Origin of the sequence: Temperatibacter marinus (assembly GCF_031598375.1) — a bacterium.
In the GTDB taxonomy this organism is placed as follows: domain Bacteria; phylum Pseudomonadota; class Alphaproteobacteria; order Sphingomonadales; family Kordiimonadaceae; genus Temperatibacter; species Temperatibacter marinus.
On the sequence record NZ_CP123872.1, the window covers coordinates 2,710,299 to 2,726,902 of the forward strand.

Genomic DNA, 16,604 nt, shown 5'->3' on the forward strand with positions numbered 1-16,604 from the left:
CTATCTTCTGAGCCTTCAGGTAGACAGGTTCAAAGGGTCTTTTTAGGCCAATCCTAAAAACTCTCAGCCGTACTAAGTACGCGAATGGCTCCCCTTGGAATTTTGTGTTGTGAATTTAGCTTGCCGGCATCTGAGGAACAAGTAAAATCGAAAGAAAAACACCAAAAGTGTATAATTCTTCAATAACTCACTATTTTCAAATTTATCTATCACGGACCTTTGGATATCGACGAAGGGCATCGCACAGAGCAAAGCTTATAATTGCTTTCTAAATTCGAACTCTGTCGTATGTGATAAGTCGTTAAGGTCTCGCGTTTTAGGTTGTTTCTGATAGCCTTTTTTTGTGTAAAAGCCATGGGCTCGTGTAAAACGTGTATCAGACCACATAGTCATTTCAGCGGCCCCATGATCCCGTGCCCACTCTTCTATTAACTGCAATAATTTGTCAGCGATACCTTGACCACGATACCTTGAGAGCATGTAAAGGCGTTTCAGCTCACAAAGCTGAGTGCTAAGAGGCGCAACACCGACTGTCGCAATAGGTGTATGATTATCCCATAAAACCCAGAATTCACCCTTTTCTTGATCAATCTTAGTGCGCATGGCATGAAGGTCGGCATCAAGATCCTCGAGATCAATAAACACACCCTCCTCTTCATACTCTTTGAAGCAACTGTCGATGACTTGAATGAGTGCTATACTGTCTTCATCTTTGACAAGGGTTAGTTTATAGGGAGAAAAATCGACCATCGCGCTTATACTCCCGATTCCACTTTTACAAAACGACCCCACGCGATAGGATCAACAGTCACTGTAAATTTATAGCCATGCTCGTCGCATTCTTCTTCATTGATCTCAGAATTGGCTCTCAGCCATGCTTGTGTCTTACCGTCAGCCCAAGGAACCACTACACAAATGTGGATGCTATTGGCAGAAAGAGCCTCTTCTATTTTCTCAATAAGCCATTCAGAATTTTCTCCTGTCACGCCAGAAATCGGTACAATTTCAGGATGAATCTCAGCTTGATTATATAAATTCTCGAGCGCAGATTCTTCCATAAGATCAATTTTGTTGAGCGCTTCTATATACGGTACAGATTTATCACTTTCGGTTAGGTCTAATCCCAATTCTTTAATCACATCAAAGACATCTTCCCTCTGTATAGCTGAGTCAGGATGGCTCGCATCTCTCACATGTAGCACAACATCAGCAGAGATAACTTCTTCTAAAGTAGCCCTAAAGGCAGCAACAAGCATCGTCGGCAGTTCAGAAATAAACCCAACAGTATCAGATAAAATAATTTTCTTACCCGACGGCAAAGTGATGGAACGCATAGTTGGATCAAGTGTTGCAAAGAGGAGATCTTCTGCAAAAACATCTGACTGCGTTAAGAAATTAAACAGAGTGGATTTTCCTGCGTTTGTATATCCAACAAGAGCGACAACAGGATACGGTGCTTTTTGTCTCTGAGTCCTATGGAGATGCCGCGTTCTTGTTACTTGTTCAAGCAATTGCTTAATTTTGACAATGCGATCAGAAATTATACGCCGATCAAGCTCAATTTGACTTTCCCCTGGTCCTCCCAAAAACCCTGCACCCCCTCTTTGACGTTCAAGGTGTGTCCAAGACCTTACAAGCCTTGACTTCTGGTAGGTCAAATGCGCCAGTTCAACCTGCAATTCCCCTTCTTTGGTGGACGCACGGGCCCCGAAGATTTCGAGAATGAGTGCCGTTCTATCAATAACTTTACAGCCAATTTCATTTTCAAGGTTTCGTTGTTGGATAGGACTAAGCTCACAGTCAAAGACAATTAAGTCAATATCATCATCGTCAACCTTTTGATGGAGGGTTTCTAACCAACCTTTACCAACAAAGGTAGAAGGCCGAATTGTTCTTAGGGGAATAAGGTCAGAACCTACAATTTCCACGTCGATAGCTTCCGCCAGGCCAACAGCTTCATTTAAACGAGCTTCAGGACTGCGAACAACACCGTATGACCGGGCTCTCTTCTCGAACGGATAGGCAACGTAGACACGGCTTTGTACCGCATCATCCGTTAAGACGCCTTTATTTTGAATTGACCAACCAGTATTATCCTGATCATCCACATAGTCGGGCGTATCAGGGCCTTGCTGTTCATCGTCAGTGATTGACAAAGGATTATTCCATTACATCTTTTTCAGGTTCAAATAACTGAACAGGGCCACCTGGCATAATGGTAGAAATTGCATGCTTATAGACAAGTTGGGAATGTCCATCACGGCGAAGTAAAACACAGAAATTATCAAACCATGTGATCATGCCTTGTAATTTTACACCGTTAACAAGGAAAACAGTTACAGAAGTTTTGCTTTTTCTTACGCTATTCAGAAAGACATCTTGTAGATTTTGATTTTTTTCAGACATGGGATCTTCTTATTCTCTAGTTTATATGTTGTTATTATCAGACCAACTTAGTTGGCTCGGATCCTTTAACGGCAATGTACCGTTATGGCTATAATGACAAATAATTCCCTTTCTGGCTATGTCAAATTTAATTTATTTTTCTGCTGTTTATCGGCGCCAAAATATTCCTGCGAATAGAATAAATATTAATGTTGTATCTAATCGCCCAATTAACATGATCAAAGAAAGTATATAATACTCTGCAGCCTCAAGGCCGTAATATCCTGGAAAATAAGGAGAAACTATCGTTACTAAATCGCCCGATGTGGTGAGCGCAGCAATCGTCATGGCCACTGAATCCTCTACAGGGTTACCAAAAATCGACAGCAATACACTGCCTAATACAAAGGTAATTAAAAAGCCTGCTACCAAGAGCCATACTGCATGTAAATCATGGTTCTCTATTGTTCTTCGTCCAAATTTCAACGCATGAACGCCATTTGGATGGGCTAATCGAGAGAGCTCTGATCGACCCTGGGCCACCAAAATTAGAAATCGCATTTGACGCATACCGCCAGAAGTGGTCAACACGCCTCCCCCAATAAGAGCAAAGGCCATAAAAATGATTGAGCTGGACATACTGGCCGCACTCATAGGATCCCATGAAGCCAGAGAGATTCCCATCGTTGACATGCTTGAGACAAACATAAAGTAGAGATCTAAAAGAGATATCCTACTGTCGGTCAGGTAATGAATTAAGATCAAGGCACCAAGTCCCCAAAAAATAAACTGGGGTAGAACCTTAAACTCTATACTTTTATATCCTTTTCGTTTTTCCTTGGCCTGAAAAAGACCGTACAAGACATCTACATTGATAACAACGGCAGTCATGACGAGGCAATAAACAATTTGCAACCCTAATCCAGACACCGCCGTAGAGGTTTGATCTGGCATCGCGATCCCTGCTGAGGCGATCACGGATAAACCACGGATAACTGCCAGTTTAAAGGGGTCCCCTGCAAGTAAAAACATAAAGACAATAATCAGAGTGAACAATAGATAGGGCTTTAAGAGAAGCTTTCCAACAGAAGAGATACTGCCAAGAGCAGCCCCTTTATTCCCTTTCGCAAAAAAAGAGGGATACATCTGCATCGCACCAACATTAACGCGCATTAAAAAGGTGAGTGCGATCACCAAAACACCTAATCCACCACACCAACTCGCCAAGGCCCGCCACAAAACCAGCGCATAACTTTCTGTCACACCTTCTCTTAAGGCTGAAGACCCCATAGTTGTGATGAGTGATATGCCCTCAAAGACCATCAACGAAAAGGGAGTCTCTGCATAGATAAAGACAAAGGGTAATGCTGTCCCCATACCCGTCAAAGCAACGGTAAGAATGGGTAGTAAAATCATAGCTCTTAAGGATTTACTCCGCTTAGACCCTTTGAAACCGAGATAAAGAGTAGATCCCACGAATCCATTGATAAAAATCGAGAGAAGGAAGCCGCTAAAAATTGTCGTCTGCCCCATAACCAGAGCATAAAAGGCAGGTATGACTTGCAAAAGAGTAAAGAGGAGAAGCCAGCAGCCTATTAAATATAATGTCCTTGGAAGCCAGGTCACTGATGATCCTTACTAAAAATAAGTGGATCGAGCAGAGAATAATTTTTCTACTTTTGACACAGCGCCAAAGAGAGAGAGCAAAACAACCCTGTCTCCAGGTTCAAATCTTGTATCGCCGGTGGGAATTAAACAGTCATCTCCCCGGATAACAATACCAATTCGAATCTCGCCTTTTAACTTCATTTGACTAATTTTTTGACCGACCACTTCAGATCCTTCAATAACTTCAGCTTCAATGATTTCTGCTTGGCCTTCTCGGACACTATATAAATCTCGAATGCGCCCGCGACGAATATGACGCAAAATACTAGACACGGTGGTTTCGCGAGGGTCCAGAGCCACATCAACCCCTAAAGATCCCGTCAAGGTGCCATACACAGGATTATTAATAAGTGCAATCGCGCGCTCGCAGCCTTCTCTCTTAGCTAGGAGACTCGTCAGAATATTCACTTCATCATCATCCGCTACAGCCACAAGAGTTTCCGCTTCAGAAACATTCACTTCAGTTAGGATTTCACGAGAGAGAGCATCTCCGTTAATTACAAGAGAACGATCTAGATTGAGCGCAATTTTTTCTGCACGATTTGGATCCATCTCAACAATCTTGAGATTAACCTTACTGTCATTCTCTTCAAGCGAACGAGCCAGGTAAAAACCGACATTCCCGCCCCCAATAATGACAACCCGGCGGGCTTCTTTTTCCTCATGTCCGAAAACAGACATCGTGCGTTCGGTTCTTGAACTATCTACAGCCACATAAACTTCATCGCCCACTTCCATTTGATCCGCACTAGAGGGCAAAAACATCCTGCCTTTTCGGTATATGGCCAAAACACTTGTTTGTAACTTTGGGAAAAGCTCTGTTAGCTGACGCAGCGGTGTATTGACAACAGGACAATTTTCATCCAACTCCATACCAATCACGCGCACACGATCGTCAACAAATGGCATCATATTGAAAGCACCTGGAAGCTGCATGCGTCGAGCAAGCGCCTCAGCCACTTCTTTTTCAGGAGAGATGATAACGTCAATGGGCATATTGTCACGATTAAAGAGGTCAGCCCATTTATTTTTAAGATAAGACTGGTTACGAATACGGGCAATTTTAGTCGGCACCTGAAACAAAGAATGAGCCACTTGACATGCGACCATATTCACCTCATCAGAAATTGTAACTGCAACGATCAAATCTGCGTCCGTCGCATTTGCTTTTTCAAGCATATATGGATCGGACGCATGCCCTACAAGGCCTTGGACGTCAAGTGAGTCACTGATTTTTCTGACAAGTTCAGCTGACTGGTCAATTACAGTAACATCACTGCCCTGCTCTGATAATTGTTTGGCAATATTAAAGCCGACCTGGCCTGCACCGCATACAATAATCTTCATAATATCTTGCCTTCAATACTATTAGCTTAACAAGAAATAAACCTTATACAGCTTCGTCATCTGTTGTGCGACTATTATTTGAAATCCCAAGAGCCTTCAGTTTTCGATGCAAAGCAGATCGCTCCATCCCGATAAAGCTGGCTGTCTTGGAAATATTACCACTAAAGCGATTAACTTGCGTTCTGAGATATTCCCGCTCAAAGGCTTCGCGAGCATCTCGCAGTGAAGCAGACATCATAATGGTAGAGCTTGAGCTTGAAGATGCATTGCCGCCTCCTAAGATCTCAGACGGTAGCTCTGTGGCTGTAATTTGACCATCGGAGCTCTCGTCATTCATAATCACTAAACGTTCCATGACATTTTTGAGCTGTCTTAAATTACCTGGCCAATGATACGCCTGAAGCGCAGCTATTGCGTCGTCCATTATTTTAAGCCGCTGTCTCCCTGTAGCATTACAAATCATTTCAAGAAAATAATCCGCCAGTTCAGGAATGTCTTCTCGTCGGTCTTCAAGTGCAGGAATCGCTAGAGGAATAACATTTAAACGATGAAACAAGTCTTCTCTGAATCGCCCTTCAGCGATTTCCAAGGCCAAGTCTCTTGAAGTGGCCGAAATTACTCTCACATCAACTTCAACCCTAGTCATCCCGCCGACACGCTCAAAAGATTGATCCGTCAAAACTCGTAGAATTTTGGCCTGTGTCGGTAAAGGCATATCTGCGACTTCATCAATGAATAAGGTACCGCCGTGTGCGCGCTCAAATAGCCCTGTTTTCACAACACCGCCGTTTTGTTCAATTCCAAACAGTTCTTGTTCCATGCGCTGCGGCTCCATAGACGCTGCACCAATAATATGAAAGGCCCCTGTGGCACGTGTAGATTTATCGTGAATCAGTCGCGCGGCAATTTCTTTTCCTGTACCAGAAGCGCCGTTAATCATGACACGACTGTTTGTGCTCGCTACTTTTTCTATGCTTTGTCGCACTGTATTTATGGCTGAAGACTTACCTTTCAGCTGATATACAATTTGATTCTTCTTTTTTAATTCCTCATTTTCACGTCGAAGACGATCCGCTTCAGTGGCACGTTCAATGGTCAGAATAAGGTTATCTGCTTCAAAAGGCTTTTCAATAAAGTCATATGCGCCTTTTTTGATAGCGGCAACAGCTGTCTCAACATTACCATGACCTGAGATAATAATTACCGGTAAATCGCGGTGACGGCTTTTGACGAGTTCTAAAAGCTCTAGGCCATCCAGCTTGCTTCCCTGTAGCCAGACATCAAGAACAAGAAGGGATGGCAACCGTGCCTCAATTTCTGCGAGGGCTGAATCACTGTCCGATGCACTGCGGGTTGCATATCCCTCATCTTCAAGAATACCACAGACTAATTCTCTGATATCTTCTTCATCATCTACGACAAGTATTTCTAAGGCCATACAGTTTACTCCTGCTTTATTGTTTTTGTTATGATTTATTGATTTGTTCAGGTTGAATATCTTGCTCTTGGCGTTCAGCGCGCTTGACAAGAGCCGAGTGTAACAAAGTAAATTCCGCGCGCGCCCCTATATTTTGTCGATCCATAATTCGAATACGCGCTCCGTGCTCTTCAGCAATCTTCCTTACAATCGCCAACCCAAGTCCAGTCCCTGATTTTCTGGTTGTGACGTAGGGTTCCATCAGACGATCTTTTTGTTCTTGTGGCAAACCCATACCATTATCTTCAATGGTTAAAATGGTTCTATTGTCGTCTTGCTCGATAAAAACATCCACTTTACCGGGCTCAAATGTATCACTGCCATTTCGCTTATCATCATCAATACGCTGGGAAACAGATTCAGCAGCATTCTTAATCAGATTGGTTATCGCTTGCCCTAGCAAGCGTCCATCACAGGCAATATATTGAACAGGTGACTTAGACTGGAATGAAATAGCGATATCCTGCCAGCCGACATCTTGTAAGAATACTGCTTGTTTTATAACATCCACTAGGTCCGTTTCTCGGATCACTGGGCTTGGCATCCGCGCAAAAGAAGAAAATTCATCCACCATGCGTCTCAAATCGCCAACTTGACGAACGATCGTGTCTGTACATTGGACAAAAACGCCAGGATCTTCAATTGTCTTGGCGTATTTTCTTTTTATCCGTTCAGCAGATAATTGGATCGGTGTTAGGGGGTTTTTAATTTCATGGGCAATACGACGGGCCACATCGGCCCAGGCAGCAGTCCTTTGATCTGCCAATTGTTCCGTCAAATCATCAAAGGTCACCACGATCCCTACATTCTGACTGCCTTCTCTTTCGATGGCAATTCGAGCAAGTAAGGTAAGGGTTTCACCGTGTTTCTCTAAGTTTATCTGCCCTTTAGCAATCTTATCTCGATTTGAATCAGCCTGATCGAGTAATTCTTTAATTTCAGGGATTGCATCCAAAATGCTTTTACCGATCAAATCCTCTACCGTTTGACCTAAAAGGTCACATGCGGCTTTATTGGGAACAAAAATTGTCCCATCCCCGTGAACACCAATCACGCCAGTAGACACACCTGATAAAACTTCCTCAAGAAAGCGCCGACGCATATCCATCTCATCATTGGCTTTCAACAGAGCCTTTTGGTTATGCTCCAACTGATCCGTCATTCTGTTAAAGGCACGGGAAAGTGTCCCAACTTCGTCACTGGTTGCCATAGAGGGAACCCGTGCCTGCAAATCCCCTTGAGCGACCCGTTCTGACGCATCAAGAAGATTAGACAGAGGCGTCACAAGGCGACTTGAGAACCAGAGACCAACCCAAATTGCTGACATTAAAATTAACAAGGAAACCAAGATAAATACAAGGTTGAACTGAAGTAAAATATCAGACCGTTCCCCTTCTAAACTTTCATAATCAGCCACGGCATTACGTGTGGCTTCTAGGTAAGCAAGGACGCGTGGATCTAAATCTCTACTGATATAAATAAAAGTGGGTGTAATAAAACTGCTGAGCCGGATCATACCAACGACCATGCGATCAGCGACAATTGTCTCAATGACCATCTCACCGCGCTGCGCTTTTCTAATGAACTCTGGCGGAAAACGGGCAACATTCAAGCCCAAGGTTTGCTCTGCTTTAGCAATTGGAATAGCATCTGTGCCGACAACACTAAAAGCGACAATTTCTGAAAGAGATCGTCTCTGAAATTCGCTGTTTATCTTATCTCTCAAGACAGCGCTATCCCCTTGGTCCACAGGAGAGAGTTGATTAAATTCATAGGCAATTGAAATGAGGTTATTCTGTATTTCAGTCCGTCTCTCCACAACATAAGTTTCAGAAATCTGCAATGAATTATAAACTGTCGATCTGACTTTTTCACTAAACCATGTTTGCACACCAAACTCTAGAAACAAAAAGGAAAAGACAGCCATAATAATAGGCGGCACAATGGCTATAACTGAAAATACACCAATCACCCGAGAGTGAAGCCTCGATCCAGGAGCACTGTTACGTCGTGCTAGCCATACTTTAGAAATCCAACGAACAATGGACATTGACATCGCCATAATCAGGACAAGATTTACAAAAAGCAATGTCTGCATGGTCCGCCCTGAAGTCACATCAAAGGGAGTATCTTTTCGAGACATGGCTATATAAGTCGCTACAGCAGATACAATCGCAAGGATGGCAAGAAAAACTTCAATTTTGCGAGAAAGATTCACACGCCGTGCCCAGAGTAAAAACTTTGCACGGGATCGGCCGGGCAACTTTGGGCCCCCATCAATCTCTATTAAAGACGCATTTGCCTTTGATGATAGTGTTGTTGGCTTCGAATCTGTCGATAAATCTGACACGCTAATCACTCATCCTTTAGTTTCCATGCCACCCTATAATAGTGGTGCATTAATGCAACAAAAAAGCAGGGACTGTCTATGAAATACCACAAAAAAGGTGGCAAACTTATGACATTCAACAGATTAAAGTCTATTTTTTGATCTGAATTTGAAGTTCTTTAATTTTTTTACGAAGAGTATTTCTATTTAATCCTAAGATATCAGCCGCTTTAATCTGATTACCTCCCGTCAAGGTAAGTACTTTTTCGATGAGTGGAATTTCAACTTCATTAATAATATATTGATAAGCCCCTTTAATGGGCACTGTCGCTTCTTGTTGAAGCGCGAAATATCGATCAAGGTGACGTTTAATTGAAACACGGATATTTTCATCCGCAGATGCGTTTAGAAAAGCACCAGCTTGCGATTGCGAGTCACTCTGATGATGCGCCCCATCGCCTTGAATATTCAATTGCTCGATAATCATAGTGCCACTTATTTCATCTTCAGGATAAAGAACAGCCATACGCCTGATTAGATTTTCTAGCTCTCGCACATTCCCAGGCCAATTATGGACACTAAGAGCCTCAAAGGCTGAATCTAGATAGACTTTCTTCTCTAAGCCAAGATGAAAATTTTTGACATTAAAATATTCAACAAGGTCTGGGATATCGTCTTTTCTATTAGCCAAAGATGGAATTTGAAGTGGAACAACGTTGAGGCGGAAATAAAGGTCCTCCCTAAACTTCCCCTCCTCTACTGTAACTTTCAGATCCTTGTTGGTGGCTGCAATAATTCTAACATCCGTTTTTTCAAGTTTAGTCCCACCTACAGAGTGATATTCCCCTTCTTGCAACACCCTCAATAACCGTGTCTGTGCTTCAAAAGGCATATCTCCAATCTCATCTAAGAAAAGAGTCCCGCCCTTGGCTTGTCCAAAACGACCGATTGATTTTTGAGCTGCCCCCGTAAAAGCACCCTTCTCATGACCGAAAAGTTCACTTTCAATTAATTCTCTAGGTACAGCAGCCATATTGATAGCGATGAAAGGCCCCTTTCTTCTTTTGCTGTGATCATGCATCGCTCGTGCAACAAGTTCTTTCCCTGTTCCACTTTGTCCTTCGATTAAAACCGTTAAATCTGTCTCAACAACACGCGCCATAACACGGTAAACGCTCTGCATGGCAGCCGATCGACCAATAAGAGTTGTCCCATCCACAGACTCAGTGACTTCACGGGCTTGTTTATGCTTAGAAGCATTTTCAAGTGCCGCCTTAACAGATGCAATTAGTTCGTTGATATCAAAAGGTTTTGGTATGTAATCAAAAGCCCCTCTTTTGGAAGATTCCATGGCAGTAGATAAAGTATTTTGTGCACTCATAACAATGAAAGGCAGTGTCGGATATTCCTCTACGAGCTCTGCAAGTGCATCTAGACCATTGCCGCCAGGCATAAGAACATCCGTGATTGCCACATCCCCAACACCTGACCGAACAAGTGCTTTTAGTTCTTTAGCATTGGTCGCTTCATGCACCGCCCATCCCTCGTCAGTGAAGGCTTGCTCGAGTACCATTCGAATGGCACTATCATCATCAGCTATAATAATTTCTGATCGCATAAGAATTCCCTGTCCTGTTAAGCCGCCTGAAAATATAAATGCATGTTCGTTCCACTTGGATCATTGTCTTCGCATTTAATAATAGCGCCCATTGCCATCATATTTTGAGCCACAACCGCCAGTCCAAGGCCACTGCCTCCTTCTTTATTGGTTATGAATGGATCAAAGAGATGTGATTTTATCTCTGGCGATATCCCTGGGCCTTCATCTTCTATGACGACTTCAATGGGAAGCTTTTTTCTCTCCCCCTGTTCATCCCTGAGCCAAAGGCTATGTTGGTAGTTTGTCTTGATCTTGATGGTGCTGCCCTGTTCAGAGGCTTCTACAGAATTTTTGATGATATTCAGAAAAATCTGCACTAAGGCGTCATAGCTCCCCATGACAGGAGGAAGAGAAGGGTCATACAAGCGATCAAACCGGATTGACTGACCTAACCCTGCTGAAAGGTTATCAATAGCTTGATCAAGAACCACATGAACATTCACAGGTTCTAAGAGACTGACTTCTGGATTGGTAAATGTCTCTAAATCATTCACAAGCCTTGAAATGCGGTCCACTTCGTTGACCATCATAGTAGTTAATTTTTTGCTTTTCTCATCAATTTTTCTTTCAAGCAGTTGTGCTGCCCCTTTTATGCCTGACAGAGGGTTTTTGATCTCATGGGCCAACATGGCCGAAAGGCCCTTAATCGTCATTACTGCGCCGGAGAGGTCACTGGTAATATCTGTAACCTGGCCTGACATTTTGCGCGGTGAAAAGGTCAATAAATAATGACCTGTGTCACTGAGCGGCACACCGCCGACATCCATTGTCTCAAAATTTGGTAGATCTTCACCCACGTTGATATCGCGGATCATCACGCTGCTCTGCCCTTTTTCAAGACGCTGCATAATCTCATTAATCTGGCCTTCAAAGATGAGTGTTCTGACATCAGCGCCTATGAATCGATCTGCTGAGAGATGAAATATAGGTTGAAAAGCTCCGTCTATACGGATGATCTCATAGGAAGCATTAGTCACGATAAGGGCTTGCTGTATATGGGCTAAAACAGTCGCTTCTTGTATAGGGACTGACAACCTAGGTACCTCTTCCATAATTAGGCTGCTTCTTCTTCGCAAAGAGGTAAGTAGAAAGATTTAATCGCTTCAAGCACCTCAGCAGGCTTTTCAATATGATTTGCAAAATGACGGAACTCGGCTGAGCCTTGCAACCCTTTAGTATACCAACCAATATGTTTGCGAGCCATACGCACGGCAATGATTTCATCATAGTGATCAAGCATCATATTATAATGTTTAACGATGGTCTGATATTGCTCGTAAAGACTCGGCGCGGCAATCCGCTCACCTGTTCTTAAATATTGCATAACCTGATTAACAAGCCATGGTTTGCCATATGATCCACGCCCTATCATGACCCCATCTGCACCGCTATCAGCCAAGGCCTGATCTGCATCATCAAAGCAATTAATATCCCCATTCACGATCACTGGTAAATCTACAGCTTGCTTAACTGTGCCTACCTTTTTCCAGTCCGCATGCCCTTTGTACATCTGACAGCGCGTACGGCCATGAACAACAATCATCTTAATCCCAAGATCTTCAGCGATTTTTGCAAGCTCAGCAGCATTTAAACTGTTATCATCCCAACCCAATCGCATTTTCAGCGTAACGGGTAAGCTAACGGCTTTAACAGTTGCCTCGATTAATTTTCCTGCATGGTCAAGGTCTCTCATCAAGGCAGACCCTGCTTGGCCGTTTACAACTTTTTTAACAGGGCACCCCATATTGATATCTATAATCGCAGCTCCGCGATCTTCATTCAATCGGGCTGCCTCATACATCTTGTCTGGATCACATCCAGCAAGCTGAACAGACATCGGCCACTCTTCTTCACAGTTTGATGCCATTTTTTGACTACGTTTTGTCGCATTAATCATCGCATCAGATGCAATCATTTCGGACACTACTAATCCAGCGCCAAAGCCCTTGACGAGACGACGGAAGGGCATATCTGTAACACCTGACATGGGTGCAAGAATTACGGGATCTTTAATTTCTACTGGACCAATGTTAATAGCCATGCGAAAACCTGTTCACTAATTACCAAAGACATACAGGACTTGTCCTGCCTAAAATTTAGGCACTTATGCCAGATCTTTAAAAAAAAAGCGAGTAAAAAAAGATGTCTCCTGTGCAAGAAAAATCAGTTTCGATGATTGTCGTCGCCGCAGGAAAAGGTGCACGTGCAGGAGGAAGAATTCCTAAGCAATATCAAACGATTGCAGGAAAAACTATACTGCGGCACACACTTGACGCGCTTATTCGTTCCTATCCTTTTACTGAAATTGTCTGTGTCATCAACCCTGAAGATAATCATCTTTATGAAAAATCAGTTGAAGGGCTATCCCTTTCCCCTGCTGTTAAGGGGGGGAACACACGCCAAGAATCATCCTTCAATGGGTTAAAGGCACTGACTGCAAAATGCGACCTTGTGATGATTCACGATGCGGCACGTCCTTTTGTTTCTGACAACTTGATCAAGGAATTGATCGATTCCAAGGCCTCGGCAACCATTCCTGGGATCTCAGTAACAGATACAGTGAAACGTGCTGATCCGCAGATGAATATTATAGAAACAGTGAACCGAGAGGGTTTGTATTCTGTTCAAACACCTCAGGCTTTTGACTATCACATGCTTCTAAAGGCACATCAGTCTTTGACGACGGCCTCTTTCACTGATGATTCAATGATTATGGAGACTATCGGAGAAGGTGTGACTATAATTGAAGGTGATGAAGCTAACTTCAAGGTTACACACCCAGAGGATTTTAAAAAGGCAGAAATGACAATCATGAATAGACTTGCTGATATCAGAACAGGGCACGGCTATGATGTACATCGATTTGAGGAAGGATCCTCAGTAATCCTTTGCGGTGTTGAAATTCCTCATACCCATAGGTTGAAGGGCCATTCTGATGCTGACGTTGCACTGCATGCCCTGACGGATGCCATCTTTTCCTCAATAGCCGCAGGAGACATTGGGTGTCATTTTCCCCCTACAGACCCTCAATGGCAAGGTGCGGCCTCCTCTATTTTTTTAGAAAAGGCCTGTGAAATGGTCAAAGACAAAGGGGGAATCATCTCTAATATTGTTGTTACGCTCATCTGCGAAAGACCAAAAATATCACTTCACCAGGAAGCAATGCGAATGAAGCTTTCTGAGATCACTGGCCTTTGTAAAGAGCGCATCAGTGTTCAAGCAACGACCACTGAAAAGCTCGGCTTCACAGGAAGAAATGAAGGCATTGCCGCTGAAGCTCTTGCAACAGTGCGCTTACCTCTGTAGGAAAACTCATGGCCAAACACTCTCTAAAAAACTGGAATAACCGACTTAAGAGTCCTGCCTATTGGTGGTCGACTTTCTTTGGTATTGGGATGATCAAATGGGCCCCGGGAACTTGGGGGTCTTTATTTGGCGCTATGGCAGGATATGGATTGATTCTTCTAGGATTTGATTGGGTAATGTTACTGGCAGCATCTCTCGTCGTAACCCTACTTTCAGTGAGGGCCATTGATCATATAGAAAAAGAGACTGGGATCCATGATAGCGGCGAAATAGTCATTGACGAAGTCGCTGGTCAGTGGATTGCAATGATACCTTTGACCTTTGCAGGGTCTGAACTTACACTTGAAACAATTGCTTATAGTTTTGCTCTTTTCCGTCTCTTTGATATTCTTAAACCCTGGCCTATTGGCTGGCTTGACAAAAAAGTCTCTGGCGGATTTGGTGTTATGGTTGATGATATTGTGGCAGGTTTAATGGCAGCCTTCTGCCTCTATTATATTCTTTAAGGAAATGCAGTGATACATTCTATTAGACAGACAATGCCAGGATTTACAATTGCTTTGATCGTTGCTCTGGCTGCAATGTTTTTAAATGGTCATTACGGTGCCCCGACGATGCTCTTTGCTCTACTTCTTGGCCTCGCAATTGGTTTTCTTAATGACAGCCCTAAAATTCAGCCCGGTATCGCCTTCACTGCCAAAAAACTCTTAAGAATTGGCGTTGCACTCCTTGGTTTGCGCATTGCCCTAAGCGATGTGACAGCCCTCGGGCTTAAACCTGTTCTCTTAATCATTGTTGGCGTTTTTTCAACAATCGCTGTTGGGCTTGTCCTTGCAAAACTTCTTGGCTTTAGGAAAAGATTTGGGGTCTTAACGGGGGGTGCTGTTGCCATTTGCGGCGCTTCTGCGGCTATGGCCATTTCCAGTGTTATGCCCAAAGAAAAAGGATTAGAGCGCGATACAATATTTGCCGTCGTTGGTGTTACAACACTTTCGACCCTTGCTATGATTGTTTATCCGATTATCACCAATTATCTTGGATATTCAGACAGCCAAGCTGGACTATTTATGGGCGGAACAATTCATGATGTGGCCCAAGTTATTGGGGCTGGTTTTTCAGTCTCTCAAGAAACTGGTGAGCTTTCAACCTTAACAAAAATGATGCGGGTCGCAATGCTGGTTCCTGTTGTCATGATGATTGCCTTTGCCTTTCAAGCCAGGGCGAAGGCTTCAGGGTCAGCCCATTCAGGCACAGCGCCGACATTTCCTTTCTTTTTATTGGCCTTCATCGGTCTTGTCCTTTTAAACAGTTTCGTAGATATTCCTACGACGGTTAAAGACCCATTGATCAATCTTTCTAAGTTTTGTCTGGTCATTTCCATTGTTGCAATTGGGATAAAAACACGTCTCCAAGAAATTTTTGAACTGGGCATTAAACCAATCATTCTAATTGTCTTAGAAACTCTTTGGATAGCCATTCTTTTCTTGGTTGCTATTCCTTATCTTTAGGAGAAAAGTGTCGATGAAAACCCTGGCTGAACAAGTCATTGAAAAAGCATCTGAAAAATCTGTCATGATTGCAACAGTCGAAAGCTGTACAGGAGGCCTAATCATCGGAGCTCTCACCAATGTAGCTGGGTCCTCTGCTGTCGTGGACCGTGGTTTTATTACTTATAGTAACGAGTCTAAGCAAGACATGGTCAATGTGTCGATTAAGAGTTTAGAAAAATTCGGGGCAGTCAGTGAGGCTGTTGCCGGAGAAATGGCCTTTGGAGGACTAACCCATTCTAAAGCTGACCTTTCTATCTCTGTGACAGGCATTGCTGGACCAGGAGGTGGAACCGATGAAAAACCAGTCGGCATGGTATGTTTCGGTAGAGCAGAACTCGGACAACCACCCCATACAGAAACAATGATTTTTGAAGATAATGGACGAGAAAGTATACGGAAAGCTACGATAGAACATGCTCTTAAGCTCTTACTAGAGGCTTTATCTTAAGCCATACAATTCTTCGGCGCGAGATTCAAAAGCGTCAATCATTTTCTTGCTGGCTTCAGTAAAGACCGTCCCGATTAGGTTTTCTAATATTCGGGACTTAAACTCAAGATCAACTTCAAAGTCTACATGACATCCGCCGCCTGCATTCTCCGAAAATTGCCAGTGATTATATAATCTTTTTAGCGGCCCTTTAATATAATCAACATTTACAGATTTAGGCGCCGTATAAGTCACACGAGAGGTGAATGTTTCCCGAAAATTTTTAAATCCTATAATCAAATCCGCATCAAATTGCCCTTGTTTTTGAGCATAGACCCGAACTTTTTGACACCATGGTAAAAATTGATCATAGCTATTCACATCAGAGACGAGATCAAACATCTGTTCAACTGAATAAGGCAAATCTTTCTTCATGGTCAGTTTAGGCATCAAGC

At 43.2% G+C, this 16,604-nt stretch carries 15 protein-coding genes; 4 read left to right on the forward strand and 11 right to left on the reverse strand.

Annotated elements, in window-relative coordinates:
• Window positions 1–255 precede the first annotated feature (255 nt).
• The 10 genes from QGN29_RS12230 to dusB all read right to left on the reverse strand — a co-directional run bounded on the left by QGN29_RS12230 (window position 256) and on the right by dusB (window position 12,907).
• Window positions 256–750, reverse strand: a complete 495-nt coding sequence (locus QGN29_RS12230; RefSeq protein WP_310798152.1) for a GNAT family N-acetyltransferase — start codon at window positions 748–750, stop codon at window positions 256–258.
• Window positions 751–755: 5 nt separating this feature from the next.
• Window positions 756–2,156, reverse strand: coding sequence for a GTPase HflX (hflX, locus tag QGN29_RS12235; protein ID WP_310798153.1), 1,401 nt, complete (start codon window positions 2,154–2,156; stop codon window positions 756–758).
• A gap of 4 nt (window positions 2,157–2,160) precedes the next feature.
• Window positions 2,161–2,406: an RNA chaperone Hfq gene (hfq, locus tag QGN29_RS12240; protein ID WP_310798154.1), complete on the reverse strand. Its 246-nt coding sequence runs from the start codon at window positions 2,404–2,406 to the stop codon at window positions 2,161–2,163.
• Between the two features lie 147 nt (window positions 2,407–2,553).
• A complete protein-coding gene (locus QGN29_RS12245) occupies window positions 2,554–4,011 on the reverse strand; it encodes a potassium transporter TrkG (protein ID WP_310798155.1) in 1,458 nt (485 codons plus the stop codon).
• A 12-nt stretch (window positions 4,012–4,023) separates the two neighbouring features.
• Window positions 4,024–5,400, reverse strand: a complete 1,377-nt coding sequence (gene trkA, locus QGN29_RS12250) for a Trk system potassium transporter TrkA (protein ID WP_310798156.1) — start codon at window positions 5,398–5,400, stop codon at window positions 4,024–4,026.
• Between the two features lie 43 nt (window positions 5,401–5,443).
• Window positions 5,444–6,838, reverse strand: coding sequence for a nitrogen assimilation response regulator NtrX (ntrX, locus tag QGN29_RS12255; RefSeq protein ID WP_310798157.1), 1,395 nt, complete (start codon window positions 6,836–6,838; stop codon window positions 5,444–5,446).
• A 28-nt stretch (window positions 6,839–6,866) separates the two neighbouring features.
• On the reverse strand, window positions 6,867–9,227 hold the full coding sequence (locus tag QGN29_RS12260) for a sensor histidine kinase NtrY-like (RefSeq protein ID WP_310798158.1): 2,361 nt from the start codon (window positions 9,225–9,227) through the stop codon (window positions 6,867–6,869).
• A 130-nt stretch (window positions 9,228–9,357) separates the two neighbouring features.
• On the reverse strand, window positions 9,358–10,824 hold the full coding sequence (gene ntrC / locus QGN29_RS12265) for a nitrogen regulation protein NR(I) (protein ID WP_310798159.1): 1,467 nt from the start codon (window positions 10,822–10,824) through the stop codon (window positions 9,358–9,360).
• Between the two features lie 17 nt (window positions 10,825–10,841).
• Window positions 10,842–11,918 carry a two-component system sensor histidine kinase NtrB gene (locus QGN29_RS12270; RefSeq protein ID WP_310798160.1) on the reverse strand — a complete coding sequence of 359 codons (1,077 nt, stop codon included), beginning with the start codon at window positions 11,916–11,918 and terminating at the stop codon, window positions 10,842–10,844.
• Between the two features lie 2 nt (window positions 11,919–11,920).
• The gene (gene dusB, locus QGN29_RS12275; protein WP_310798161.1) at window positions 11,921–12,907 is read right to left on the reverse strand and encodes a tRNA dihydrouridine synthase DusB; all 987 of its coding nucleotides are present in this window, start codon (window positions 12,905–12,907) and stop codon (window positions 11,921–11,923) included.
• A 101-nt stretch (window positions 12,908–13,008) separates the two neighbouring features.
• Between dusB and QGN29_RS12280 the strand changes: the two genes are divergently transcribed.
• Genes QGN29_RS12280 through QGN29_RS12295 form a run of 4 tightly spaced genes read left to right on the forward strand, consistent with a single transcriptional unit; the run spans window position 13,009 to window position 16,170 of the window.
• Window positions 13,009–14,172: a bifunctional 2-C-methyl-D-erythritol 4-phosphate cytidylyltransferase/2-C-methyl-D-erythritol 2,4-cyclodiphosphate synthase gene (locus tag QGN29_RS12280; protein ID WP_375164606.1), complete on the forward strand. Its 1,164-nt coding sequence runs from the start codon at window positions 13,009–13,011 to the stop codon at window positions 14,170–14,172.
• Window positions 14,173–14,180: 8 nt separating this feature from the next.
• The gene (locus QGN29_RS12285; protein ID WP_310798163.1) at window positions 14,181–14,678 is read left to right on the forward strand and encodes a phosphatidylglycerophosphatase A family protein; all 498 of its coding nucleotides are present in this window, start codon (window positions 14,181–14,183) and stop codon (window positions 14,676–14,678) included.
• A gap of 12 nt (window positions 14,679–14,690) precedes the next feature.
• Window positions 14,691–15,680 carry a YeiH family protein gene (locus QGN29_RS12290; RefSeq protein WP_375164709.1) on the forward strand — a complete coding sequence of 330 codons (990 nt, stop codon included), beginning with the start codon at window positions 14,691–14,693 and terminating at the stop codon, window positions 15,678–15,680.
• A 13-nt stretch (window positions 15,681–15,693) separates the two neighbouring features.
• A complete protein-coding gene (locus QGN29_RS12295; protein WP_310798165.1) occupies window positions 15,694–16,170 on the forward strand; it encodes a CinA family protein in 477 nt (158 codons plus the stop codon).
• Here QGN29_RS12295 and QGN29_RS12300 read toward each other — a convergent pair.
• Entirely contained in the window at window positions 16,162–16,599 is a 438-nt protein-coding gene (locus QGN29_RS12300) for a type II toxin-antitoxin system RatA family toxin (RefSeq protein WP_310798166.1), read from the reverse strand. The two genes, QGN29_RS12295 and QGN29_RS12300, sit on opposite strands and share 9 nt — an antisense overlap.
• Window positions 16,600–16,604: the final 5 nt, after the last annotated feature.